Source organism: Hydrogenivirga sp. 128-5-R1-1, assembly GCF_000171895.1.
The window spans coordinates 1-23,532 of the sequence record NZ_ABHJ01000012.1 but is presented as its reverse complement, the minus strand read 5'-3'; the positions used below and the strand labels follow the sequence as shown (position 1 = coordinate 23,532).

The window sequence follows — 23,532 nt, the reverse complement described above, 5'->3', positions numbered from 1 at the left end:
TACAGGATTTTATTTAAAAGAGACCTCCATTAACATGAATAACCTCACCCGTTATGTAACTTGACAGGTCAGAAGCCAGGAACAGCACCACGTTAGCCACGTCCTCGGACTTTCCAAAGCGGTTCATTGGTATCTGGTTGAGGAACCCCTGCTTTATCTCCTCCGGCAGGTTCTCCGTCATGTCAGTCTCTATGAATCCGGGGGCTATGGCGTTCACCGTTATGTTTCTCGGTGCGAGCTCCTTGGCCAAGGTCTTCGTAAAGCCAACGAGACCAGCCTTGGCAGCCGAGTAGTTAGCCTGACCAACATTGCCTATGAAGGCTACCACCGAGGACATGTTTATCACCCTTCCCCACTTCTTCTTGAGCATGCCCTTGACTACGAGCTGCGTTATCAGGAATGTTCCCGTCAGGTTAACCCTTATTATCTCGTCCCAGTCCTCGTACTTCATCCTTATGAAGAGGGTGTCCCTGTTTATACCGGCGTTGTTTACGAGTATGTCCACACCACCGACTTCCTCGTTTACCCTCTTTAAAGCCTCCTCTATGGACTCTTTGGAGCCTATGTCTAAGGCTACCGAGAAGACTTCGTTGCCCGTGCTGTCCGATATCTCCTTCGCCACCTCCCGTGCCCTGTCCTCGCTCCTTCCAGTGACCACCACCTTGGCACCCGCTTCGGACAGCCTGTAGGCTGTCGCTTTCCCTATTCCGCGGGTTGAGCCTGTAACGAGTGCGGTTTTTCCGGAGAGGTTTATCATGATTGGCTACAAATTATAGCAGATTTGCCTCCCAATTGCTATATTAGTGATGATGGGGGCTTTTTTCGCTTATCTGATCGCACTTTTAACACTGCTTATGCTCTCGTGCTCCGAAAAACCCAAAGACCTAAAGACCTACGAAAAGGAAAACCCCTTCCCCCAGGATGAGTACAAACAGGAGAAGTCTATGGGCAGCCTCTTTGCGGGCGGAGGGTGGACTGACCTGTACGGTGAGAACAGAGCTACCAAGCCGGGAGACCTGATATTCATATACGTCGTGGAGAGCATAAACGCGGTGGAGAGCCTCTCAAATCAGGCGGGTAAGTCAACGGCCTTCTCCAACGCCATAAGCTCCTTCTTCGGCGTCCCCCAGAACACGCTTGCCAACCTCGGCTCCGGAGCGGAGGGGAAGTTCAACACGAAAGCCTCCAGCAAAGTCCAGCAGACGGGAACGCTGACCACCAAGCTGGCTGGCAGGGTGGTAAAAGTTTACCCCAACAGGACGATGTTAATAGAAGCCAAGAAGTACATAATGGTGAACGGTATGAAGAGAGAGTTCATTCTTAGAGGGATAATAAGACCCGAGGACATAGACAGCACGAACACCGTTCCGAGCGACAAGATAGCCAACATGGAGATATTCCTTGATGGAAAGGGTTACATGGCTGAGGGAGGTAAGCCGGGATGGCTTGCAAGGATATTTGCCGTAATATTCCCCTTCTGATACTTCTCTTTGTGTCCCTCTCTATGGCGGAGAGGATAAAGGACATAGCCACAATAGAGGGAAACAGGGTCAACTACCTTCAGGGCTACGGGCTCGTGGTGGGTCTGAAGGGGACAGGTGACGGTAAGGCTACCCAGTTCACGGTAAAGAGCCTTGCCAACGCCCTCCAGAAGATGGGCATAGTGGTTGACCCTAACAGGATAACGGTCAAGAACGTGGCTGCCGTGTTCGTCACTGCTAAGATACCCCCCTACGCCAAAGCTGGTATGAGGGTTGATGTTAGCGTGTCCTCCATAGGGGACGCGAAGAGCCTTGAAGGTGGGACTCTTCTCCTAACACCACTCAGGGGACCAGACGGGAGGATATACGCCCTCGCCCAGGGACAGTTAATAGTGGGGGGTTACGAGGCGAGGGGAAGGGGCGCTTCACAGGTCAAGAACGTACCTACGGTGGGCAGGATACCCAACGGTGCAGTCCTTGAGAGAGACCTTCCCTTTGACATGAACGTGGCTGACGTGAACATAATCCTTGATGTACCCGACTTCACGACTGCGAAGAGGGTTCAGGATGCCATAAACAGCAGGTTTAAAGCTCCCATAGCGGTTGCCCTTGACAGCGCCACGGTGAAGGTTGGAATACCTACCGGGGTGAACCCGGTGGACTTCCTCGCCGAGATAGAAAACCTTGAGATAAAGACCTCTCAGGTTGCCAAGGTGGTCATAGACGGCAGGTCAGGGACTATAGTCCTCGGTGGAAACGTCAGGATAAGTCCCGTCGCCGTCGCAGTTGGTAGCCTCGTGGTAAAGGTGAAGGAGCTGGCAGAGGTGTCCCAGCCGCCGCCCCTATCTCCCGGAGAAACCAAGGTGGTGCCCAGAACGGAGGTTGAGGTTATAGAGGAGAAGAGGAGGCTAATTCCCCTGAAGGGAACGACGGTTCATGAGCTCGTGACCTCTCTGAACAAGATAGGGGCAACCCCGAGGGAGATAATCTCCGTCCTGCAGGCTATAAAGGAAGCCGGAGCCCTGAAGGCTAAGCTGGAAGTGCTATGAACAGGGTTATATTCGCAAAACCCTCCTACACGTACAGGCAGTTCCTTAAGAAAGACATAAAAAGCGTTGCTAAGGAGTTTGAAGCCCTTATGATAAAGCAGGTTCTCAAGGAAGCCTTCCGCCCAGTTCTCAAGAACAAGAGCTTCTATCAGAGGTTCTACTACGACATGTTTCTTGAGGGAACGAGCAGGCAGTTCGCCGAAGCCGGGGGAGTGGGTATAGCGAGGTTCGTGGTGGAGAGCTACGAGAAGAACAACCCGGAGCCCAGAAATAGAGAAGAGCTGAGGCTGATGGTCAGGAGGGTTCTCAGAGAGGAGGGACTGCCCGAGTGGCTCTCCGTCATACCTGAGGTTGAGAGCGGGTACTCAACGGAGGCTGTGTCTCCCAAGGGTGCCGCGGGTCTGTGGCAGCTGATGGAGGAGACGGCGAAGGAACATGGCTTGAGGGTGGACGAGGAGCTGGACGAGAGGTTTGATCCCTACAAGTCCACACGCGCCGCGGCGCGTCATTTAAAGAAACTATACGAAAAATACGGGGATTGGTTACTAACCTTTGTAGCCTACAACTGGGGGGAGGGAAACCTTGACAGGGCTGGGGGTCGTGAGGTTCTGGAAAACCTTGATCTACTGCCAGAGGAAACCCGTAACTACCTTGAAAAGCTCTCCGAGATGTTAAAATTGACCGCCGTTAGATGATAGGGGTTGATATAGTCAAAAACGAGAGGATTGAGGAGGCTGTAAAAAAGTTCGGGAACAGGTTCCTTAAGAGGATATACACGGACAAGGAGCTTGAGTACTGCAACTCCCACGAGGCAACTATACCCTGTTTATCCGCAAGGTGGGCTTGCAAGGAGGCTGTCCTTAAAGCCTTCTACATTGAGTTCGGCATACTTCTGAGATTCAAAGAGATAGAGGTTCTCGGGAACAGAGGAAGACCTGCGAGGATCGTTCTCCACAGAAAGGAAGCGGTGGAAGCCCTGAAGGGAAGAGAAGTTCTCGTCTCCCTGTCCCACGAGAGGGACTACTCTGTTGCGGTAGCCTGTATAAGATGAGCTACTCAAAGTCTCTGGAAGATTTCGTCCTCAGGTTGAAGGGAGGGGTGTTCTTTCTCTCCCCGAGGGAAAGGCTCTTTCTTAAGCTCCTTGAAGACATGGGCGTGCCCGAGCACGTTGCGAGGGAAGGTATAGAGAGGTGTTACACCGCTCTGAATCCAAGGAGGAGGAGCAAGCACCCTCTATTCATGTGTTTCAGGAACGTTATGGAAGCCTATGAAAATCACCTTAGGCTTGAGGCTCAGAGGGTAGAGATTGACTGGAAGAAGAGGTTTGAGGAGAAGGTGAGAGGTGTAAAGAAGTTCGTGAACCTGAGCGTGAAGGATCCCGAGAGTGAAAAGGAGGCTCAGGAGATACTGAAAAAGGTTGAAACCGAGCTCTTCAGGGAGCTATGGAAGCAGCTCAGCAAGGAAGAAAAGAGAGAGATAAAGGAGAAGTTCAAGGAATTCAGGGATAACAAGGCTGTCTTTGGAGAGCTCGTAAAGAGGGAGCTCCAGAAGAGGTTCGGCGTGCCTACCCTATCCCTGTACGTTGATTGACCCGGTCTTTAACACTCTTGTCTTTTCCGTGTTTTAAACCCCTCAATTTCTTAAGGGCATTTCAAGACAAGGAGGTGATGCTATGAGGGTACACCTGCACTATATGTCGCAATCCCTTCACTTCTTAAGGGCATTTCAAGTCTGGCTGGTTCTCCGGTATAACTCCCACCAGCTCCTGTCGCAATCCCTTCGTTTCTTAAGGGCATTTCAAGCAGGAGGAGGGGGGACGAGCTACTTTGTGAGGGTAGAGTCGCAATCCCTTCGTTTCTTAAGGGCATTTCAAGTCAATAGGAGACTTCCCGAAGGCGTAAAGCTTTTAGAGGGTCGCAATCCCTTCGTTTCTTAAGGGCATTTCAAGACTCAAGGAGGTGGTTAAGGAAGAGATATCGCAAGCCTGTCGCAATCCCTTCGTTTCTTAAGGGCATTTCAAGAGGTAAATTTCAAATTATTGAGAGACAAAGCGCCCAGAGTGAGAATTGTTCGCAATTAGACATGGTGTCACAAAAATTCAGAATTACCAAAGAGTTCCTTCTGGGCTTTGTCGCTCTAAGCTCTGAGCCCTTTTTGAGCCCTATTCGGTTGTCAAGGAGCCGGCGGGCACCTGCGTCCCGCTATTAACTGCCAATAAGTTAAGCACATAGCCCGAAATTTTTAATATGATCTCCGTCATACGAAGTTATTTTTGCAATAGTATCAAATACTTACACGATTTTATGAACCTTTTTCAAGAGAGTGTCCCAAATTGTTGGTACAGTAGGAGATAGAAGTACGACCTCTTCCAGCTTCCAGCGTCAGGAATTTACCCTTACGGTCGTTTTTGAAAAGTATGAAGTACGTGGTCGCCTACGACATATCAGAGACCCCCGTAAGGGTAAAGGTATCAAGACTCCTATCGCGCTATGGCTTCAGGATACAGCTCAGTGTATTCTACCTGCCGGATATCAGTGAGGCTGAAGTGGATGCTCTTTACAGGAATATAAAGAAGCTGGTGAACCCGAGAACCGACAGGGTGTTCTTCTACCCAATCCAGCAGGTTGACATATTTGAGGGCTACCCTTTTGAGTCTCCGGAGGTTCTGCTCCTTTGAAGCGCATAGTGGTGGTTTACAGCAGTGCCAGAGTTTCCAGAAGTGGAGAGAGGGTAAAGATTTCCACCTTTTCTATAAACAGTTCCTTGCCAGTGAGGTACGTGGAGGCTATCGTGGCTTTTGGCGGTCTGGAGTTGAGCTCTCATGCCTTGTCTCTGCTGATGCAGAACAACGTTCCTGTGTTCTTCCTTACCAAGCTCGGTGCTCTCAAAGCTGTGCTCTGGACTAAGATCCTTTCCAGTAACACATCAAACCGTATAAGGCAGTATGAGAAGTATGTGAGAGACCCCTTCGGGGTAGCAAAGGAGATAGTCAGGGCAAAGATAAGGACTATAGAAAGGGAGTTCGGACTAAAGCTGAACAACCTCATCAGTTCTCTGGAAAGAGCCGGCACCAAAGAAGAGCTGCTCGGCATAGAGGGGACTGCATCCAGGCTTATGTTTGAGAGGTTCTCCCAAAACATAGAGCTTTCCGGCTTCAGCTTTAGAGAGCGTGCTTACCACCCTCCCCCAGACCCAGTAAACGCACTCCTCAGCCTGAGCTATACCTTCACCTACGCCCTATCCCTGCCCCTCACCACCCTCATGGGATACGACCCATACATATCCTTCCTTCACACCCGCAGTGGGAGTCATTTAGCTCTGTGCTCGGACATAATGGAACCCGTCCGCCCTGTACTCACAAAACGCCTTGAGGAGCCCATCCTGAGGAGAGTTTTCACTAAAAAGGACTTTAACAGAGAGAGGGCGGCTTGCTACCTGAAGAAGGAGAGCATGCCCAAGTTCCTCAACTGGTTTGAATCCCAGAAAGAAGAAGTGCTGAAAAGCATAAAGGAGTCTCTGAACAGGTTTGGGGAGGTGCTCCTGTGAAAAGGTACGTGGTCTGCTATGACGTTCACGACAACTCCAGAAGGACAAAATTCATGAAGAAGCTGAGGAATAAAGGCTTTCACTCCCAGCTAAGCTTCTTTGAGGTGGAGGGCTCCAGCCCAGATGAAATAGTGCCAGAGGCAAGGGGGATTCTGGAAAAGGCTGACAGGTACAGCGTCATAAGGCTCAGCAAGAGAGGGAAGATAAGGAGGATAGGAAGCCTTCTGGAGGGTATGGAATGGGTCATTTGATCCTTGTTATAACTGACAGGAGAAGACTCTTAGGTATTCAGAAGAATGTTCTCTACCTTTCAAGGGGAGAGAGAATAAACGTGAGGAGGCTCTTAGGTGTGATCAACTATGGTAGTCCTGTTCCCGGTCTCTGGAGCATTCCCCAGCTCCTCGTATCAGAAAAGTTAAGTGCCGTCCACTTCCCCTATACGCCGAAGGCGTCCTTCCGGAAATTAGAAGAGTTCCTTTCAAGACAGGTGGAGTTAACCCAGTTTTTAAACAGGGACATTCTACTGAGGAACGGCATAAGGGGGCTCTCGCTTCTCGGGGAGTGGCTCAGGGTGGAGCCTACTCTGAGTTCTTATCTCGGAGCTTTAGTTTTGCTGTACGCACTGAAGAAGGTTCGTTTTCTCTTTGACCCCTTTGAGGAGGTGCGGAGTCTTCCTCTGTGGACTCTTTCTTTTCTACCCTGCCTGTCTTACGCTGCCGTACTTGAGGTTGAGAAAGAGCTCAGGTACCAAGTCCCAGCGGCAGACGACAAGAAAGTCTGTGCTAACATAGCTTTAGGCTATTTGCTTGGGGACATGCACTTCTACAGACTTCTTTCCCTGTCACTCAGAGACCTCATCAGGTTCGGGCTCGCCTACCCTAACTGCTCCAAAACCCATGGTGGTCTTCCTTCCCACGCCTGCAAATTCGCCGAAGGCGGCAAGGGCGTTCAACCACTTCAGTACAGCCTCTTTCCTGACATCAGCGTATAAAACTACCCTTCCCGTGAAGCCCGTGAACTTGGCTCTGTCTGATAGCTCCATCTTTCTCGTTCTTATCCAGGCGCCTGCAATGTGGATGTGGTTGTCCACCACCTCGCGCAGGTCAAGGTCAATCTTGAGGTCTGAGAATATCTGCCACTTCCTTATCAGACCACGGAATATGAGACGGGGCTCGGGCAGAGGGTAATCAAAGCTTCCCCTCTTGAAGGAGGTGGGCGTGAGGAAGTCAAGGACTATGGTATCTCTGGGTTGAGCCTCCTCGTATATGCGGCTGTAACTCTTTACGTTCTCCTCCTTTATATAAGGCTTCTTAAGGTATCGCAGTGAGAGTCCGTTTATCGTTGGCTGAGACTCCCTCAGTATAAGGGAGGACAGAAAGCTGGGAAAGAGTTCCTCCTGAAGAAAGGAGACCTCAAGGAAGAACCTGTCAAGCTCCTCCTCCGCCCTCATGAGTCTCTGGAACCTCAGGGCAAAGGGCTTTACCCTTCCCCGGTGCATTCTCTCAGCCAGACCTTCCTCAAGCAGGGAAAAGAATATGCCGTGCACGTATTTGGGTTTCAGGACTTCCGGACTGATAGGTTTCTCCGGCACAAAGCACACGGAACACCTGATGGGCATACTTAATGATAATACGGAAGCCTCTCGCGGGGGTAGTGCGGGCGGTTAAGAGATGCTAAAATTTAGCCCATGGATATAAGGAGCGTTCTTCACAGGCTTTCGGAGTTTCAGAACCTCTCCTCCGAAGAGATGTACTCAGCCATAAAGGAGATAGTTGACGGCAACGCCACCGACGCCCAGATAGGGGCGTTCATAATAGCTACCAAGATGAAGGGAGAGACCGTTGAGGAGATAGAGGGGGCGGGAAGGTTCTTCAGGGAGAGGGCTACTAAGGTGGAGGTGTCAAACCCCGAGGAGCTCGTTGACACCTGTGGAACCGGCGGAGACAAGTCTGGAACCTTCAACGTCTCAACCGTTACAGCCTTCGTCCTCGCTGGGGCGGGCGTGAGGGTGGCAAAGCACGGCAACAGGTCTGTCTCCTCAAAGTGTGGCAGTGCGGATTTTTTGGAGCAGGCTGGAGCCAAGATAGACCTCCCTGCGGAAAAGGTAGCCAAGCTCATAGAGGAGATAGGGATAGGCTTCATGTTCGCCCCACTCTTTCACCCAGCGATGAAGAGGGTCATAGGTCCCAGAAGGGAGGTGGGAGTCCGCTCCATATTCAACCTGCTCGGACCCCTTTCCAATCCTGCGGGAGCCAAGAGGCAGATCCTCGGTGTCTTTTCTGACAAGCTGGTGGATAAGCTCGCTCACGTCCTGAAAAGGCTCGGGATAGTAAAGGCGTTCGTTGTCCATGGCAAGGATGGCATAGACGAGGTCTCAATAGCGGACGCTACACTTGTGGGAGAGGTTGACGACGGTGAGGTGAAGCTCTACGAATTTATACCCGAAGAGCTCGGCGTTCAGAGGAGAGAGCTCGCCCAGGTCTGCATAACCTCCCCTGAGGAGAGCTTCCGCATGGGCTTCTCCGTCCTTGAAGGGGAAGAGGGACCTCACAGGGACATAGTCCTCCTGAACGCAACCTTCGGGATACTTGCAAGCGGGAAGGTGAGCGACAGGAAGGAGGCTTTTGAGCTCGCCAGAGAGTCCATAGACAGCGGCAGGGCTAAAAAGAAGCTTGAGGACTTCATAGAGCTCTCCAACAGGATATAAGCCTGACGCAATTCAGTAGGGAACTTATAATTACATAATGACGGGGCGTAGCTCAACTGGATAGAGCGCGGGACTACGGATCCCGAGGTTGTGGGTTCGACTCCCACCGCCCCGGTGGAAATCAAATGGCTAAAGCAAACAACAAGGTTATACCCATAGCTGACAACAGAGAGGCGAGGGCTAAGTACGAGATCCTTGAGAAGTACGAGGCTGGGCTCGTCCTTGAGGGACCGGAGGTAAAGTCCCTGCGGAACAAGGGAAACGTATCTTTCAAGGACAGCTTCGTCAGGATAGACGACGGGGAAGCCTGGCTTTACAACCTCTACATAGCGCCCTACAGGTTCGCCACCATAAAACCTCCAGACCCGTTAAGGAAGAGGAAGCTCCTCCTTCATAAAAGGGAAATCATGAAGCTCATGGGAAAGTCTCAGGAGAAAGGCTACACGATAATTCCCCTCAGACTTTACTGGAAAAATGGGAAGGTTAAGGTTGAGATAGCCCTTGCAAGGGGTAAAAAGCTACATGACAGACGTCAGGAGCTAAAAGAGCGCGCGATGAAGAGGGAGCTTGAGAGAGAGTTCAAGGGCAAAATAAGGATGTGACACAGCAATGCTTATGCAATAATAAGCATATTCGCAGATTATTACATATTAATGTAACTTAATAAGTTTTTATCAAAAATCTTAAAGACCTCCTTCAAAATCTTTAAAAACATTTCAGGAGGGTGGCACCATGAGGGAAGTGAATCGCAGACAGTTCCTTGCCTACATGGGTATAGGAGCGGCAGTAGGTCTCGTGCAGTCCTGCGGAGGGGGGCAGGGTCCCATAGGGATGATGATGGGAGGAGGTGGAGGAGGTGGAACCACAACTCCAGGAGATCCATTCCAAGACCCTCCCCTTGCTCAGCTGACCAGAAATGGAAACATAGTGGAAACCTCCCTGTCCCCTATGAGGGCACAGGCAACCATAAACGGGCAGAGCGTAACTATGATGCTCTACAACGGCTCTTACCCCGCACCAACCATAAGGGTGAGGTCAGGGGACATCTTGAGAGTTAACTTCACCAACGACCTACCCGCCAACGCGGATATAACGGGAACTAACGTTATCGGATACGACATGAGCGTGACAAACCTACACACCCACGGCTGGCACGTATCTCCCTCGGGTAACGCTGATAACATATTTCTGCACTTCAATCCGGGAGATAGCCTGACCTTTGAGTACGACCTCTCCAAGCAGTGGGGAGGCATGATGGGCTTTTACCATCCCCACAACCATGGAACTGTCGGTGAGCAGTTCTGGAGGGGGCTTGCCGGAGGAGCGCTGATAGTGGAGGACGACACGTCAGAGCTCCAGAACTACGAAGAGCACATAATGATAATCACAGATATATCAGTATCCAACGGATTACCTACCGAGTGGACACGTATGGACTATATGAGGATTTTAGGTGACACCGTTATGGTTAACGGGCAGGTAAACCCTGTCCTAAATATCCAGCCTGGGCAGGTTCAGAGATGGAGGATACTCAACGCCTGCGTTTACAGGTATCTGAGGGTATCACTCCAGAACCATACCATGTATCTGGTGGGCACTGACGATAACTTACTTGACTCCCCAGTTCAGGTGAATGAGATACTTATCACGCCGGGAGAAAGGGTAGATATTCTCGTCAAAGCCGATCAAACGCCCGGAACATACACCTTTGAGGATCTCAACTCCAACACGCCTCTAGTGACCGTTGAGTACAGCGGTGCCCAGACGAATGACTCCATACCTACCACCATAACTTCCGATATAGCCAATTGGGTAGCCCAGCTCAGGCAGATGGACACCTCCAACCTCAGGCAGGTCACTATGACCCTTAACTTCGTCCGTGGACAGGGTGCTATAAACAGGCAGGTGTTCGGTCAGAATACCTACATCCTGGAGTCTCCCGTGGGAACCTACGAGGTCTGGACTATAGTCAACCAGACGGGAATGGATCACCCCTTCCACCAGCACGTTGACGGTGCGGTAATACTGAACATCAACGGAGGAGATCCGGCTTACGCTCAACTCTACTCAACTATAAACGGACTCAAGGACACCATAAACGTTCCGCCGATGGGCTCGGTTACCATGCTCGTGCCCGTACTTGATTACACAGGGGATACGGTCTTCCACTGTCACATCCTCGGCCACGAGGACATAGGAATGATGGGAATATGGAGGAGGGTATAGCCTGTTCGGGAGGAGGCTTCGTTCGCCTCCTCTTTCTTTTTAACCCCAACCCACCCAAAGGTCGCTGTTCTGGTAAAATTCCTCCATCGTAATGAACAAAATTGAAGAGTTCTTTGAGGGATTTCTCTGGAAGTCAAGGCTACTGGTCATACTTGCGGTGCTGAGCTCTCTGGTGGGAGCCTTTGCCCTCTTCATAGCGGGCTTGTTTGAGGTGATGATACCTCTCATTAAGTTCTTCCAGACCTTTGACTACAACATACTCTCTAAAAAGTTGGTCGCCTCCGCCATAGCCTCCATAGACATGTTCCTGATAGCCACCTTCCTGCTCATATTCTCCTTGGGACTGTACGAGCTCTTTATCTCAAAGATAGACATAGCCTACAAGGACGAGAGGAGCTCAAAGGTTCTCTTCATAACAAACCTTGAAGACCTGAAGACCAAGCTGGGCAGGGTGGTGATAATGGTGATCATAGTGGTATTCTTCAAGCAGTCCATAGAGATGGAATACAAGAACCCTCTTGACCTTCTATACTTGGGATTGGGTTCTCTGGGTATAGCCCTTGCCCTCTACTTCACCCACAAGGAAGCCCACAACGGCGAACATTAAATGTCTCCTCTGTAAGCCTCCTCGTAAAGTCTCCTGACGTCGTCAAGGCTCGGCTCTACGGGATTGATCAGGAAAGAGTGGCGTGCCAGCATATAAACGTCCTCTGTGAGTCTCTCCAACATATCCTCTTCCACGCCGACGTCCTTTAGGGTTTTAAGGAGTCCTATCTTCTCAAGGAAGTTCACAAGCGCATCAACCGCAAACTCCGGTTTCTCCTCGTATCCCATCAGCTTGGCGAAGAGGGCGTACTTCTCGGGATTGCCCTTGTAGTTGAACTTGGTTATGTAGGGAGAGAGTATGGCAAGACCGAGCCCGTGGGCGACCTGCGGGTAATGGGCTGAGACGGGATGCTCCATAGCATGTATGAGTGCCACACCGAGGTGGTCTATGGCAACACCTGCAAGCATTGAGGCATAGGAGAGCTTTTCCCTTGCTGTGTAGTTTTCTGGTTCTTCAACGGCAACGGGTAGCCACTTGGCTATCAGCTCTATCGCCTTTACGGAACACTCTTCCGCCATGAAGTTCTCCGCTCTGTTGGTCAGGGACTCAAGGGCGTGGGTGAGGGCGTCAAAGCCCGTTATGGCTGTCAGTTCGGGACTCATGGTCATGGTAAGTTCAGGGTCTATGAGGGCGACCTTGGGATAGTTTAGACTGTGGGATATGACCAGCTTCTCCTTCCTTATGGAGTTGGTGACCACCGAGTACTTGTCCACCTCGCTACCCGTTCCTGCGGTGGTGGGTATGCATATCACAGGTCTGCTCAGATACGGAACGAGACGGGCACCCTCCGGGTATTTTACGTAATCCCACACGGAACCTTCGTTGGAGGAGACTATGGAGATCGCCTTGGCGGTGTCTAAGGCGCTACCTCCTCCCAGACCGATGATGAAGTCCACCCTCTCCTTAACCGCAAGATCCGCACCCTCGTTGACGACCTTGTCCGTCGGGTTGGGTATGACCTCGTTGTAGAGTATGTACTCCTGTATTCCGTGGGCGTTTAGTGACTTTATCACCCTCTCAAGGGCACCGCTACGCTTGGCGCTCTCCTTTCCCGTAACTATCAACGCCTTAAATCCGTATCTACGGGCGACCTCGCCCGTCTTTTCTATCGCTCCCTTTCCGAAGAAAACCTCAACGGGTCTGTAGAAGTTAAACACCATGGCTATGAAATCTTATTACTTTTCTTCCTCGGAGGGCTTACTAAACCTATCCCTCCAGCTCTTCTTACAAGGTGAAGGTTTGGTTGCACCTCTGTCCAATGCCTCCTTGATGTCTCTCAAGAGCTTCTCTTTGTATTTGCGATCTTCCTCCTCTATAAACTCCCGTATGCTTTCAAAGAAGTCCCTTTCCTCCTTCATCACTGCTCACAGGACTCCTAAGAACTTGAGGACGAAGTATATGAGCACACCAAAGCCTATACACCCTGCGCAGGCTAAAAGAAACCTCACTATGGTAGGCATAGTTTAAAATCTAACACGATGATCCTGAATTTTGAAGAGGTAGAGGAGGTTATATCCCCGCTCAGAGAGACAAAGAGGATCGTCTTCACCAACGGGTGTTTTGACATAATCCACGCAGGGCACGTGGACTACCTTGAGAAGACTAAAGCCCTTGGTGATATTCTCGTGGTTGGCATGAACTCAGACGACTCCATAAGGAGGATAAAGGGCGAGAAGCGTCCCATAGTTCCCCAAGAGATGAGGGCAAGGGTTCTTTCCTCTCTAAAACCCGTGGACTACGTGGTGATCTTTGAAGAGGACACGCCTCTTGAACTCATAAAGAAGGTCAAGCCCCACGTCCTCGTGAAGGGAGGAGACTGGAAGTTAGAGAATATAGTGGGTAGGGAGTTTGTGGAGTCATACGGAGGAGTGGTAAAGACCATACCCTTTGAGTACGACATATCCACCTCCAAGATAATAGAGAAGGTGGTCAGCCTTTACTGTGATTGAGGTCTAATGTCATCCTCACCCAGTAGTTGTACTGCCCCTTCTCTTTAAAGCCGAGCTTCCTGTAAAACTCTATGGCGTTGTAGTTCTCGTCCCCGACCCAGAGCTCTGCAACGTGAAGTCCCTTGTCTTTGAAGTACTCAAGAATCCTCTCCATGAGGGCATGCCCTATCCCCATCCCCCTGTAACGAGGGTGAACCACTATCTCGTGTATAGCTCCAACCTTCCTGTGCTCCCTCTTGCTGAACCAGTTCGCGTCCCCCGCCACAAACCCCACTATCTCCCCGTCCACCTTCGCCACGAATATACCCTCGGGGTCTCTCTTCAAGAGCCACCTCATATAAGCTCTTACATCGTCGGGGTGTGTATAGGAGTACTCTTCAAGTCCTCTGTAACCTTCAAGGTAGAGCTCGGCAAGTTTGTCTAAGTCCTCTTCCTCAGCCCTCTCTATCTTAAACTCCACCCTTTCCTTTCTCATCACAGCGCGTCCGTTCTTCTAACCTTTACGTCGGGCGGCAGTTCAATCCTGAAGAGACCAGCGGAGGGTTTGAAGTTCTTCCTTATGTCTATGAACTCCACGGTGGTCTGGGTGTCTTCGCTGTCCACCACCCTTATCCTCCTGACCTCAAGGTCTTTGTCAAGCTCAACGTAAACCTCCTTTATATTCTCGTCCTTCCTCTTTGGTTTGAGTATGAGAACCTTCAGTCCCTTCTTCTCAAGCTCGCCGACAGGTTCAAAGACCTCACTCAGGGGCTTTGAGAAGAAGAAGAGGGACTCTATAACGGGAGATGTGTTGTTCTCAACGCTGTCAATTATCGCCTCCCTGTCCTCCTTGTTGAGAATTATTATCTCCTTCCCGTTTGAAACCATGACCACCTCATCGGGGTAGGTGTACTCAATCCTGAACTTCCCGTCCTTCATAGCGTAGAAAACCCCCTTGCTCAGTTCAGGCTTGGGATACCAGGAGTAACGGGTCTTCTGGACGAAGACCACCCTGACGCTCTTGACATCTTTGAGTTTATCTTCAAGCTCTTTGAAGGTGGAAGAGACCGCTATAAGCGGTGTTAAAAACAGAAGTACGAAAACGATAAGACGCATGAGCCTAATATATCACAGCTTGTGAAATCTCCTCAGGAAGGAGCTTAAAACGTCAAACCACATGTCCACCACGTCCCAGTCTATAGCCTCATAGTTGTCGTAGAAGGTGTGTCGTAAGGTAAAGGGGTTTGACGACAGAAAGAGGGCTTCAACCCCTTTCTCCTTAAAGGGTATGTGGTCGCTCCTTCCCCGCTTACCTTCTCTGAAGGGTATGTTTATCCTGAGGTCTCTAAGGTGCTTTTCAAACTTGTCCATTATCTTCTCGCCGTTGTATCCAGCCGCGTCCCTGTATATCACGGCAGGATTGAGCCAGCCAATAGAGTCCACGTTCACAACGTAGTAGGCGTGCTTTAGGTTCTTAACGTGGTGCTTTGCCCCCTCAAGACCAAGCTCCTCTCCATCCGTTATCATGAACCTCAGCCTGAAGGGAAAGTAGTAGCTGTCCTTGAGTTCCTTCGCCAGCATGAGCAGTAAAGCGACCGCAACCGCGTTGTCAAGGGCTCCGTAAACGAAGGGTTTTGAGTCCAGATGAGCTGTGATGTAGAGGAAAGGTCCCTTGCCTATGTCAAAGTATATGTTCTTTCCCCTGACCCTGGTCTTCTTGACCTTTGACTCAATCCTGACCCTCTTGCCTAAGAGGGCTTTAGCCGTCTCCCTGTCCACGGACAGGGCTACAAAGGGCTCGTCGCTTATGTTTCCGATGAAGGGAGACTCTAACTCTTCCACGTAGAAGATAGCCCCCACAGCTCCCCTCTCTTTAAGCTTCTTTACCTTCTCGCTCTCCCTCTCTCCTCCCACCTTAACGAGGGCTATCTTACCTTTTACGTGTTCCTCTTCCCTGACCACCTCTGCTTCCCGGTCTCCCCACAGGCTACCCACGAAGGGATACCCCTTCACCTGAGTTCCGTTCAGCTTTATGGTGGCGTCTAAGGGTATGTTTTTGTCAACTTCAAAGCTCTCCTCTATGAAGGGTATCCTGAGCTTCCTGAGGAACCTCCTGACCCTGTCCTGGGATTCCCTGAGACCTTCTGAAGAGGACACTCTGCTGCGCGAAGAAAAGAAGTGCGTGAGTTCCTGAAGCTCTTCTAACAGCTCACTTCTCATATACCGGCGTCAGCCAACTCCTGTATCTTTCTATGTTCCCCCTCACAGCGTTGAAGTAAAGCTCCTGAAGCTGCCTCGTTATATCACCTATCTTGCCCGTTCCCACCTTCCTGTTGTCCACCTCTATTACGGGCGTGACCTCAGCCGCCGTCCCCGTCAGGAATATCTCATCCGCCACGTACAGCTCGCTCCTCGCCACAGACCTCTCCTCAACCCTCACCACAAGATCGTTCTTGAGGAGGTTTATCACCGTTTTCCTCGTTATGCCCTCAAGTATGTGCTCGTTGTGGGCGGGCGTTATAGCCTTTCCGTCCCTTATCAGGAAGATGTTCTCTCCAGAGCCTTCAGAAACGTAGCCCTGAGAGTTGAGCATTATAGCCTCGTCGTATCCGGCCATGAGGGCTTCCGTCTTTGCGAGGGCACTGTTCACATAAGCACCTGCCACCTTCCACCTTGAGGGTATAGAGTTGTCGTCGTTCCTCCTCCAGGAGGATACCTTAACCCTTATCCCCTCCGAGGTATCAAGGTATCTACCGAAGTTGTAGGTGTACATTGCTATCTCTGGGGTGTAGTCCATCAGCTTTGGCGTGAGGGCGAGGTCTTTGAAGTAGGCTATGGGTCTTATGTAAACGTCCTGCTTTATGTTGTTCCTAACGAGAAGTTCCCTCGTTATATCTACCAGTTCCGAGGCTGTGTAGGGAAGCTCCATGAACAGGGATCTCGCATTCTTTATAAGCCTCTCGTAGTGCTCCTGGGCAAAGAGTATGTATAACTGCTGGTGATCCTCGTTCCAGTAAGCTCTCAAACCCTCAAATATCGCGGTTCCGTAATGGAAAGAGTTGGTCTTTATGTTTATGTTAGCTTCCTCTATGGGAACGAACTTGCCCTCAAAGAATGCGTATTCCATGGGCTAACATTCTATCACAAAAGTTGTGCTATAATACCTCCCCGTTATGCCAAAGCTATCTCCGAGAGACATAAGAAGGAAGATCCAGGGTATAAAGAACACGAGAAGGATAACCAACGCCATGAAGGTGGTCTCGGCTGCAAAGCTCAGGCGTGCCCAGGAACTCCTTTACTCTTCAAGACCCTATTCCGACAAGCTCTACGAACTCGTCAGAGACCTCGCAGGACACGTGGACAGGGAAAGCCACCCACTCCTTGAAGAGAGGGAAGAGAGGACTGTAGACGTCATACTCGTGACGGCGGACAGGGGTCTTGCAGGAGCTTTCAACTCCAACATAATCAGGGAAACGGAGAAGTTCGTTGCCGCGAAGAAAGAAAAGGGAATAAGCTCAAACCTCATACTCATAGGAAGAAAGGGATACCAGTACTTCTCAAGAAGGGATTACAGCGTGGTCAAGGGCTACGACGAGGTTTTCAGGAAAGAGGTTAACTTCGGAATAGCCAAGGAGGTCTCCGAGATAGTGAGGGAAAGATTTACCAAGCGCGAGGTTGACGCCGTTTACCTTATAAACAACGAGATGATCACGAGGGCGAGCTACAAGCCCGTCACAAGGAAGTTCCTGCCCTTTGAGATGCCCGAAGAGGGAGAAGCTGTCGGTTACAGCGTCTACACCTTTGAGGTTGAGGAGGAGGAGTTCATAAGCAGGATATTAGACCTTTACCTGAATTACCAGCTCTACAGGGCTATGGTGGAGTCCAACGCTGCGGAGCACTTCGCAAGGATGGTGGCTATGGACAACGCCACCAAGAACGCTGACGACCTGGTCAAGCAGTGGACTATGATATTCAATAAGGCAAGGCAGGAGTCCATAACCCTTGAGCTTATAGACATAGTTGGCGCCGCGGAGGCGATGAAGTAAACACCTTAGGAGGTTTTGTAATGGCAGAGAAGCTTGTGGGAAGGATCGTTCAGGTCATAGGTCCCGTCGTTGACGTTGAGTTTGACACCAAGGAGCTACCACCCATAAAGCACGGACTAAAGACCGTGAGAAGGTACATAGATGACAAGGGTAACTGGGCTGAGGAGGAACTCTTCTTTGAGGTAGCCCAGCACATAGGTGAGAGCAGGGTCAGGGCTGTCGGAATGGGAGCCTCCGACGGTCTCGTCAGGGGACAGGAGGTTGAGTACCTCGGTGCACCCATAAGCGTGCCGGTCGGCAAGGAGGTTCTCGGAAGGATATTCAACGTCGTGGGTCAGCCCATAGACGACCAGGGTCCCGTTGAGGCTAAGGAGTACTGGCCCATGTTCAGGGAGCCTCCCGCCCTTGATGAGCAGTCCACAAAGGTTGAGATACTTGAGACCGGCATTAAGGTCATAGACCTACTTGAGCCCTACGTCAAGGGTGGTAAGGTCGGACTCTTCGGCGGTGCCGGAGTTGGAAAGACCGTTCTCATGCAGGAGCTCATACACAACATAGCGAAGTTCCACAAAGGTTTCTCCGTCGTCGTGGGAGTCGGAGAGAGGACGAGAGAGGGTAACGACCTCTGGCTGGAGATGAAAGAGTCGGGAGTTCTGCCCTACACGGTTATGGTTTACGGGCAGATGAACGAGCCTCCCGGCGTTAGGTTCAGGGTCGCCCAGACCGGAATTACGATGGCTGAGTACTTCAGGGACGTTGAGGGTCAAGACGTTCTTACCTTTATAGACAACATCTTCAGGTTCGTTCAGGCTGGTTCTGAGGTCTCCACGCTACTCGGGAGACTTCCCTCCGCGGTCGGATACCAGCCCACTCTGAACACCGACGTGGGTGAGGTTCAGGAGAGGATAACCTCCACCAAGAAAGGTTCAATCACCGCCGTTCAGGCGGTCTATGTGCCTGCAGACGACATAACAGACCCCGCTCCTTACTCCATATTCGCCCACCTTGACGCCACGACGGTTCTCGCAAGGAGACTGGCTGAGCTGGGAATATACCCTGCAATAGACCCTCTGGAGTCCACCTCCAAGTACCTTGCCCCAGAGTTCATAGGCGACGAACACTACAACACCGCCATGGAAGTCAAGAGGATACTCCAGAGGTACAAGGAACTTCAGGAGATCATCGCCATACTCGGTATGGAAGAGCTTTCCGAAGAGGACAAGGCTATAGTCAACAGGGCAAGGAGAATACAGAAGTTCCTCGCCCAGCCCTTCCACGTTGCGGAACAGTTCACCGGTATGCCCGGTAAGTACGTGAAGCTGGAGGACACCATAAGGTCTTTCAAGGAGATACTCTCCGGTAAATACGACCATCTGCCTGAAAACGCCTTCTACATGGTGGGAACCATAGAAGAGGTCATAGAGAAAGCTAAGGAGATGGGGGCAAAGGTATAACCTGATATACCTCCTTTTCCTTGCCCCTTTTTTCCTTTAACCTTTTCCTGTGGAAGAGAAGATATTAGGCTCAGCCCAGTACTTTTATATTCATATAGAGAAGAGAAGCCTACCCCTTGAAGCCTCCAAAGCGCTGGTAAACTCCTGCAGAGGCAAGGGTTCCCACAAGATCGCCCTATCAATGTTAGAGAGAACTAAAAAGCACCTATCCCTGTGGATCTCAGACAGCTCACAAGTCCAGATATACAAGAGATACTTCGGACACCTTGCTAAGAAAGATGATCTCACACTCGGAGAGTGTTTCTCCCCCTTCGTCCTCGTGAACGCTTGGGAGAGCTTTTATGACATTTTAATAACAGACAGGGATAGGAGAAGAGGAGCCTTCGGCTGGATAAAGGAGTTCTTTGAAAACGTAGAGATTGAAGATGTTCTTGAATACACTGACCCGAAGGGTATATTGGAAAAACTTATCGGATTCCTTGACCTTCCACCCAGCCACGACTTCTACGTGGCAACCCACATAGCCTACATGATAAATCCACACACCTTCATGCCCCTGACCAAGAGCACAGGAGAGGCTATCGGTATCAGGGAACCGGGCGCTTACTTCAGGCTGGTGGAAAACGCCGTGAAGAATGGCATTAAACCTATAGAGACTTACGCCTTCTTGCATATGCTCTACGAAGATGTCCCCTCAAAGAGGATAGGAGCGGAGCAGATTTTAGGTATAGACAGGGAGCTTGAACTCTTGAAGGTTGCCGAAAGGCTCTGGAATGCAGGCGATTTCTACGAAGCCCATGAGGTTTTGGAAGAGGTGTGGGAGTGTGTGAAGGACAAAAATAAGAAAGAGTGTTATCAGGGAGTTATACGCTTTGCCATAGCCCTGCATCACTGCCGTTCGGGAGAGAATAAGAAGGCGGAGAACGTCCTCAAGAAGGCTATTCCACAGATGGAAGGTTGCAAGGTCTCCATGCCTCTAAACGTTAGAGAGTTAACCCTTCAGGCTAAGGATATCCTGCATAAATTAAAAGAAGGCAAGGCGGTGGATTCCTTCCCGGAGCTCAAGGTGATATAATTTTTAGCTCTAAGGAGGGTGTAGCTCAGCTGGAAGAGCGGGGGACTGTGGATCCCCATGTCGCGGGTTCGAGTCCCGTCACCCTCCCCACCTCACTTGAAAAGAACCCTGTAAAGGTTTTGGTTGCCTCCAAAGCGGTATCAGAATATCAAGATAAGGCGGCAATTACGGTAGTTCTTTAGGTTTTAAAGAAAAGAAAGTGGAGACGAGGGGATTTGAACCCCCGACCTCCGCCGTGCGAGGGCGGCGCTCTCCCGGTCTGAGCTACGTCCCCTTGGTACAGGATATAAATTATACTTTTAGTCGTACGCTATGGAAACCCTGAAGGGAAGGAAGAGTTTAGAAACGCGAGAACTCACCATCGTGAACGAGGTGGCAAGGGTTCTCAGCAGGAGTCTTGACTTTGAAGACGCCGTAAGGGACATACTGAAGACGCTCTACTCTTTCTGGAACGTCAACCTCAGTTTTGTGGCTATATTCAACCAGGACATAAAGGCTCTTCAGATAGTTAAAGCCTTCGGCTTCTCGGAAGAGGAGGTCAAGAGGGGAATATTCAAGAAGGGTGAGGGCATAACCGGTAAGGTCTTCAAGAGCGGGATTCCAGTAGTCCTAACAGACCTGCCCTCAAACCCAGCTTTCCTGAACAAGACGAAGGTAGGAGACAGACTTGAGGGAAGCGAGACCTTTATATCCGTTCCCATAAAGGTGGGCGGGGACATAGTGGGTGTCCTCTCCATATTTAAGACCTTTTCCTCCAGGGAGAGTATAGAAGGAGGCATAGAGACCCTCATGATACTTGGGACTTTAATAGGTATGTTTTACAGACTCAGCGAGCGTATAAAGGAGGAGAGACTTGAGTGGGAGGAGGAGAAAAAGATACTCCGCGAGGAGTTAAAGAAGACCTACAACATACACGGAATAGTGGGTCAGAGCGATGTGATACTTAACCTCGTGGAGGTGGTCAAGAAGGTTGCCACAACGGACAGCACAGTCCTCATAACCGGAGAGAGCGGCACGGGTAAGAGCCTGATAGCCAAGGCTATCCACTTCCTAAGTCCACGAAAGGACAAGCCCTTCATAACGATAAACTGCGCGGCTATCCCGGAAACGCTCCTTGAGGCTGAGCTCTTTGGATATGAGAAGGGTGCCTTTACCGGAGCCCACAGCTCCAAGAAGGGGAAGTTTGAGCTGGCAGAAGGCGGTACGGTATTCCTGGACGAGATAGGCGATATGCCCCTCTCCTTGCAGGCTAAGATACTGAGAGTCTTGCAGGACAGGGAGATAGAGAGGCTGGGGGGAGAGAGAACAGTTCAGGTGAACGTCCGTGTGATAGCGGCTACCAACAGAGACCTCCAGGCTCTCGTTAAGGAAGGCAAGTTCAGGGAAGACCTCTACTACAGGCTCAACGTGGTTCCCATACACGTTCCTTCCCTCAGAGAGAGGAGGGAAGACGTCCCCATGCTCGTAGAGCATTTTTTAGAGAAGTACAACTCCAAGTACAGCAAGAGCGTCAAGATATCTCCGGACGCTATGGAAGCTCTCATAGAGTACAATTGGCCCGGGAACATAAGGGAGCTTGAGAACACCGTGGAGAGGCTCGTGGTAATGAACGACGGGGTGGTGAAGAGCACAGACCTGCCTCCTCACATCCTCGCCTACCGCAGACGGAACGCCTTTGAAGAGCTTGCAAACCTCCCCGACAGAATACAGGCTACGGAGAAGGAGAAGATAGTTGAAGCCCTGGAAAAGACGGGCTACGTGAAATCAAGGGCTGCAAAGCTCTTAGGCTACACACTCAGACAGCTTGACTACCGCATAAAGAAGTACGGGATAGAAGTAAAAAAGTTTTGATGAAGCTCGGAGAGCTTATACCCGCAAAGTTTCTGGAAAGGGAGAACAGGTTCGTCTGTCTGGTTGAGGTGTGCGGAAAGCCCGAGAGGGTTCTTATAAGGAACACGGGTCGCCTGAAAGAGCTCTTAGTTCCGGGTAGGAAGGTTTACCTGCGAGAGAAAAACACGGGCAAGTACAGGCACGAACTAATACTCGTGGAGCTGGAAAGCGGTCTCGTATGCGTGGACTCACACCTGCCCCCAAAACTCCTCCTTGAGCACCTCCTTGAGAACTCTTACCCCTGGAAGGTTAAGGAGTACAGGTACGAGTACAGGGTAGGGAATTCAAGGTTTGACCTTCTTTTAAACCGCAAGGTTCTTATAGAGACCAAGTCTGTAAACCTCGTGGTTGACAGAACGGCAATGTTCCCGGACGCACCCACCCAGAGGGGAAGGAGGCACATAGAGGAGCTCATGGATAACGCTGATAAGTACGAGCCGGCGGTTGTATTTATAGTCCAGAGAAAGGATGCAGCCAAGTTCACACCCAACAGGGGGACTGACCCGGACTTTTCAAGAGCCCTTGAAAGGTTCGCCAGGGAAGGATTTACGGTAAAGGCATTCCTCTGCGATGTTAAGCTTGAGGAGATAAGGGTTAGCAGGGAGATTCCTGTTATATTTTGAAAATTAGGAGGTGCTCAGATGAAGGTGAGAATCACCGACAGGGACGCCCTCATAGTGGTAGACATGCAGAACGACTTCATGCCCGGCGGAGCACTCCCTGTCCCTGAGGGAGACAGCATAGTTCCAAGGTTGAATGAGTATATAGAGCTCTTTGAAAGACGGGCTCTGCCCGTGTTCTTTACAAGGGACTGGCACCCAGAGAACCACATCTCCTTCAAGGGACACGGGGGTATATGGCCTCCTCACTGCGTCCAGAACACGGAGGGAGCCATGTTCCATAAAGACCTGAAGATGCCTTTGGACAACAAGTTCATCATCTCAAAGGGCACCTCTCCCGACTTTGACGCCTACTCCGGCTTTCAGGGGACAGTGCTGGATAGCCTTCTAAGAGAGAGGGGGGTGAGGAGGGTTTTCGTGGGTGGCGTTGCGACAGACTACTGCGTTAAGAACACCGTTCTGGGAGCCCTGAACCTCGGCTACTCCGCCATACTCCTCCTTGACGGGATAAAAGGCGTTGACGTCAATCCCGGGGACAGCGAGAAAGCCATAGGACTTATGCTGGACAGAGGTGCAGTTGGTATAGAGATCACCGATATAACCTGAAAATACTGAGCGCTCATTTTTTTTACCTTTTAATGCTGGCATTCGTTTAAGAAAAACAGAACGCAAGGGCATATAGCGCCATAATCCCTCAGTTTTTAGGGCATTTCAAAACGAATGGACGCACGGGTTTACTTTTGTATAGCTATTTGAGCTGCAATCCCTTCGTTTCTTAAGGGCATTTCAAGACATGAAAGGGGAGGCAAGCAAGTTACAGCAACACAAGTCGCAATCCCTTCACTTCTTAAGGGCATTTCAAGCCTCAGCAGAGAGCAGAAGTGGTACGACGAGACCTCTTCC

Annotated in this window: 27 protein-coding genes, 3 tRNA genes and 1 CRISPR repeat array; of the genes, 21 read left to right on the top strand and 9 right to left on the bottom strand. The window is 50.7% G+C overall.

Annotated elements, in window-relative coordinates:
• Nucleotides 1-13: 13 nt before the first annotated feature.
• On the bottom strand, nucleotides 14-757 hold the full coding sequence (gene fabG, locus HG1285_RS07525) for a 3-oxoacyl-[acyl-carrier-protein] reductase (RefSeq protein WP_008287890.1): 744 nt from the start codon (nucleotides 755-757) through the stop codon (nucleotides 14-16).
• 49 nt (nucleotides 758-806) lie between these two features.
• Here fabG and HG1285_RS07530 point away from each other — a divergent pair, with 49 nt between their 5' ends.
• The 8 genes from HG1285_RS07530 (at nucleotide 807) to cas2 (HG1285_RS07555) (ending at nucleotide 6,327) form a co-directional block, all read left to right on the top strand.
• On the top strand, nucleotides 807-1,481 hold the full coding sequence (locus HG1285_RS07530; protein WP_032496740.1) for a flagellar basal body L-ring protein FlgH: 675 nt from the start codon (nucleotides 807-809) through the stop codon (nucleotides 1,479-1,481).
• Nucleotides 1,442-2,530: a flagellar basal body P-ring protein FlgI gene (locus tag HG1285_RS07535; RefSeq protein ID WP_008287888.1), complete on the top strand. Its 1,089-nt coding sequence runs from the start codon at nucleotides 1,442-1,444 to the stop codon at nucleotides 2,528-2,530. Before HG1285_RS07530 ends, HG1285_RS07535 begins: the two co-directional genes overlap by 40 nt.
• Nucleotides 2,527-3,225 carry a transglycosylase SLT domain-containing protein gene (locus tag HG1285_RS18830; protein WP_008287887.1) on the top strand — a complete coding sequence of 233 codons (699 nt, stop codon included), beginning with the start codon at nucleotides 2,527-2,529 and terminating at the stop codon, nucleotides 3,223-3,225. Before HG1285_RS07535 ends, HG1285_RS18830 begins: the two co-directional genes overlap by 4 nt.
• Nucleotides 3,222-3,581, top strand: a complete 360-nt coding sequence (acpS, locus tag HG1285_RS07540; protein ID WP_008287886.1) for a holo-ACP synthase — start codon at nucleotides 3,222-3,224, stop codon at nucleotides 3,579-3,581. The genes HG1285_RS18830 and acpS overlap by 4 nt, the downstream gene beginning before the upstream one ends.
• Complete coding sequence (locus HG1285_RS07545) at nucleotides 3,578-4,120, top strand: hypothetical protein (protein ID WP_008287885.1); 543 nt, start codon at nucleotides 3,578-3,580, stop codon at nucleotides 4,118-4,120. Before acpS ends, HG1285_RS07545 begins: the two co-directional genes overlap by 4 nt.
• Nucleotides 4,121-4,151: 31 nt before the next feature.
• A CRISPR array of direct repeats spans nucleotides 4,152-4,551; the repeat unit is 35 nt; unit sequence GTCGCAATCCCTTCGTTTCTTAAGGGCATTTCAAG.
• 395 nt (nucleotides 4,552-4,946) lie between these two features.
• Nucleotides 4,947-5,207 carry a CRISPR-associated endonuclease Cas2 gene (gene cas2 / locus HG1285_RS07550; protein WP_008287884.1) on the top strand — a complete coding sequence of 87 codons (261 nt, stop codon included), beginning with the start codon at nucleotides 4,947-4,949 and terminating at the stop codon, nucleotides 5,205-5,207.
• Nucleotides 5,204-6,076 (top strand): CRISPR-associated endonuclease Cas1, encoded by an 873-nt coding sequence (cas1, locus tag HG1285_RS18825; protein ID WP_008287883.1) that lies wholly within the window; start codon nucleotides 5,204-5,206, stop codon nucleotides 6,074-6,076. The genes cas2 (HG1285_RS07550) and cas1 overlap by 4 nt, the downstream gene beginning before the upstream one ends.
• Entirely contained in the window at nucleotides 6,073-6,327 is a 255-nt protein-coding gene (cas2, locus tag HG1285_RS07555) for a CRISPR-associated endonuclease Cas2 (RefSeq protein ID WP_008287881.1), read from the top strand. The genes cas1 and cas2 (HG1285_RS07555) overlap by 4 nt, the downstream gene beginning before the upstream one ends.
• Nucleotides 6,328-6,917: 590 nt before the next feature.
• Here cas2 (HG1285_RS07555) and cas6 read toward each other — a convergent pair.
• Entirely contained in the window at nucleotides 6,918-7,667 is a 750-nt protein-coding gene (gene cas6, locus HG1285_RS07560) for a CRISPR-associated endoribonuclease Cas6 (RefSeq protein WP_198005441.1), read from the bottom strand.
• A 96-nt stretch (nucleotides 7,668-7,763) separates the two neighbouring features.
• Here cas6 and trpD point away from each other — a divergent pair, with 96 nt between their 5' ends.
• The 5 genes from trpD to HG1285_RS07585 all read left to right on the top strand — a co-directional run bounded on the left by trpD (nucleotide 7,764) and on the right by HG1285_RS07585 (nucleotide 11,616).
• On the top strand, nucleotides 7,764-8,783 hold the full coding sequence (gene trpD / locus HG1285_RS07565; protein WP_008287878.1) for an anthranilate phosphoribosyltransferase: 1,020 nt from the start codon (nucleotides 7,764-7,766) through the stop codon (nucleotides 8,781-8,783).
• A gap of 41 nt (nucleotides 8,784-8,824) precedes the next feature.
• A tRNA-Arg gene (locus HG1285_RS07570) sits at nucleotides 8,825-8,898 on the top strand.
• Between the two features lie 10 nt (nucleotides 8,899-8,908).
• A complete protein-coding gene (gene smpB, locus HG1285_RS07575) occupies nucleotides 8,909-9,385 on the top strand; it encodes an SsrA-binding protein SmpB (protein ID WP_008287877.1) in 477 nt (158 codons plus the stop codon).
• A 130-nt stretch (nucleotides 9,386-9,515) separates the two neighbouring features.
• Nucleotides 9,516-11,009 (top strand): multicopper oxidase family protein, encoded by a 1,494-nt coding sequence (locus HG1285_RS07580; RefSeq protein ID WP_008287876.1) that lies wholly within the window; start codon nucleotides 9,516-9,518, stop codon nucleotides 11,007-11,009.
• 91 nt (nucleotides 11,010-11,100) lie between these two features.
• Nucleotides 11,101-11,616, top strand: coding sequence for a YqhA family protein (locus tag HG1285_RS07585; RefSeq protein WP_008287875.1), 516 nt, complete (start codon nucleotides 11,101-11,103; stop codon nucleotides 11,614-11,616).
• Here HG1285_RS07585 and HG1285_RS07590 read toward each other — a convergent pair.
• Both HG1285_RS07590 and HG1285_RS07595 read right to left on the bottom strand, forming a co-directional pair.
• Nucleotides 11,613-12,776, bottom strand: a complete 1,164-nt coding sequence (locus HG1285_RS07590) for an iron-containing alcohol dehydrogenase (protein ID WP_008287874.1) — start codon at nucleotides 12,774-12,776, stop codon at nucleotides 11,613-11,615. The two genes, HG1285_RS07585 and HG1285_RS07590, sit on opposite strands and share 4 nt — an antisense overlap.
• A 15-nt stretch (nucleotides 12,777-12,791) precedes the next feature.
• Nucleotides 12,792-12,974: a hypothetical protein gene (locus HG1285_RS07595; RefSeq protein WP_008287873.1), complete on the bottom strand. Its 183-nt coding sequence runs from the start codon at nucleotides 12,972-12,974 to the stop codon at nucleotides 12,792-12,794.
• A gap of 120 nt (nucleotides 12,975-13,094) precedes the next feature.
• Here HG1285_RS07595 and rfaE2 point away from each other — a divergent pair, with 120 nt between their 5' ends.
• A complete protein-coding gene (gene rfaE2 / locus HG1285_RS07600; protein WP_008287871.1) occupies nucleotides 13,095-13,565 on the top strand; it encodes a D-glycero-beta-D-manno-heptose 1-phosphate adenylyltransferase in 471 nt (156 codons plus the stop codon).
• On the opposite strand, the gene HG1285_RS07605 is transcribed toward rfaE2, so the two are convergent.
• From HG1285_RS07605 to ilvE, 4 genes are read right to left on the bottom strand one after another with little or no spacing between them, the layout of a single operon-like run.
• A complete protein-coding gene (locus tag HG1285_RS07605) occupies nucleotides 13,546-14,040 on the bottom strand; it encodes a GNAT family N-acetyltransferase (protein ID WP_008287870.1) in 495 nt (164 codons plus the stop codon). The genes rfaE2 and HG1285_RS07605 overlap by 20 nt on opposite strands.
• A complete protein-coding gene (locus HG1285_RS07610; protein WP_008287869.1) occupies nucleotides 14,040-14,660 on the bottom strand; it encodes an outer-membrane lipoprotein carrier protein LolA in 621 nt (206 codons plus the stop codon). Before HG1285_RS07610 ends, HG1285_RS07605 begins: the two co-directional genes overlap by 1 nt.
• A 12-nt stretch (nucleotides 14,661-14,672) precedes the next feature.
• Nucleotides 14,673-15,764, bottom strand: a complete 1,092-nt coding sequence (locus tag HG1285_RS07615) for a M28 family peptidase (protein WP_008287868.1) — start codon at nucleotides 15,762-15,764, stop codon at nucleotides 14,673-14,675.
• Complete coding sequence (gene ilvE / locus HG1285_RS07620) at nucleotides 15,754-16,671, bottom strand: branched-chain-amino-acid transaminase (protein WP_008287867.1); 918 nt, start codon at nucleotides 16,669-16,671, stop codon at nucleotides 15,754-15,756. The genes HG1285_RS07615 and ilvE overlap by 11 nt, the downstream gene beginning before the upstream one ends.
• A 46-nt stretch (nucleotides 16,672-16,717) precedes the next feature.
• On the opposite strand from ilvE, the gene HG1285_RS07625 reads away from it, so the two are divergent.
• From HG1285_RS07625 to HG1285_RS07635, 4 genes are all read left to right on the top strand, one after another.
• A complete protein-coding gene (locus tag HG1285_RS07625) occupies nucleotides 16,718-17,590 on the top strand; it encodes a F0F1 ATP synthase subunit gamma (protein ID WP_008287866.1) in 873 nt (290 codons plus the stop codon).
• 20 nt (nucleotides 17,591-17,610) lie between these two features.
• Nucleotides 17,611-19,044, top strand: coding sequence for a F0F1 ATP synthase subunit beta (gene atpD, locus HG1285_RS07630; RefSeq protein WP_008287865.1), 1,434 nt, complete (start codon nucleotides 17,611-17,613; stop codon nucleotides 19,042-19,044).
• A 49-nt stretch (nucleotides 19,045-19,093) separates the two neighbouring features.
• A complete protein-coding gene (locus HG1285_RS18820; protein WP_008287864.1) occupies nucleotides 19,094-20,119 on the top strand; it encodes a DUF309 domain-containing protein in 1,026 nt (341 codons plus the stop codon).
• Nucleotides 20,120-20,133: 14 nt separating this feature from the next.
• Nucleotides 20,134-20,209, top strand: a tRNA-His gene (locus HG1285_RS07635).
• 110 nt (nucleotides 20,210-20,319) lie between these two features.
• Here the strand turns inward: HG1285_RS07635 and HG1285_RS07640 are convergent.
• Nucleotides 20,320-20,393, bottom strand: a tRNA-Ala gene (locus HG1285_RS07640).
• A gap of 38 nt (nucleotides 20,394-20,431) precedes the next feature.
• Between HG1285_RS07640 and HG1285_RS07645 the strand changes: the two genes are divergently transcribed.
• From HG1285_RS07645 to HG1285_RS07655, 3 genes are read left to right on the top strand one after another with little or no spacing between them, the layout of a single operon-like run.
• Nucleotides 20,432-21,970, top strand: coding sequence for a sigma 54-interacting transcriptional regulator (locus HG1285_RS07645; protein ID WP_008287861.1), 1,539 nt, complete (start codon nucleotides 20,432-20,434; stop codon nucleotides 21,968-21,970).
• Nucleotides 21,970-22,632, top strand: a complete 663-nt coding sequence (gene sfsA / locus HG1285_RS07650) for a DNA/RNA nuclease SfsA (RefSeq protein WP_008287858.1) — start codon at nucleotides 21,970-21,972, stop codon at nucleotides 22,630-22,632. The genes HG1285_RS07645 and sfsA overlap by 1 nt, the downstream gene beginning before the upstream one ends.
• 18 nt (nucleotides 22,633-22,650) lie before the next feature.
• Nucleotides 22,651-23,235 carry a nicotinamidase gene (locus HG1285_RS07655; protein ID WP_008287857.1) on the top strand — a complete coding sequence of 195 codons (585 nt, stop codon included), beginning with the start codon at nucleotides 22,651-22,653 and terminating at the stop codon, nucleotides 23,233-23,235.
• The last annotated feature ends 297 nt before the right edge of the window (nucleotides 23,236-23,532 follow it).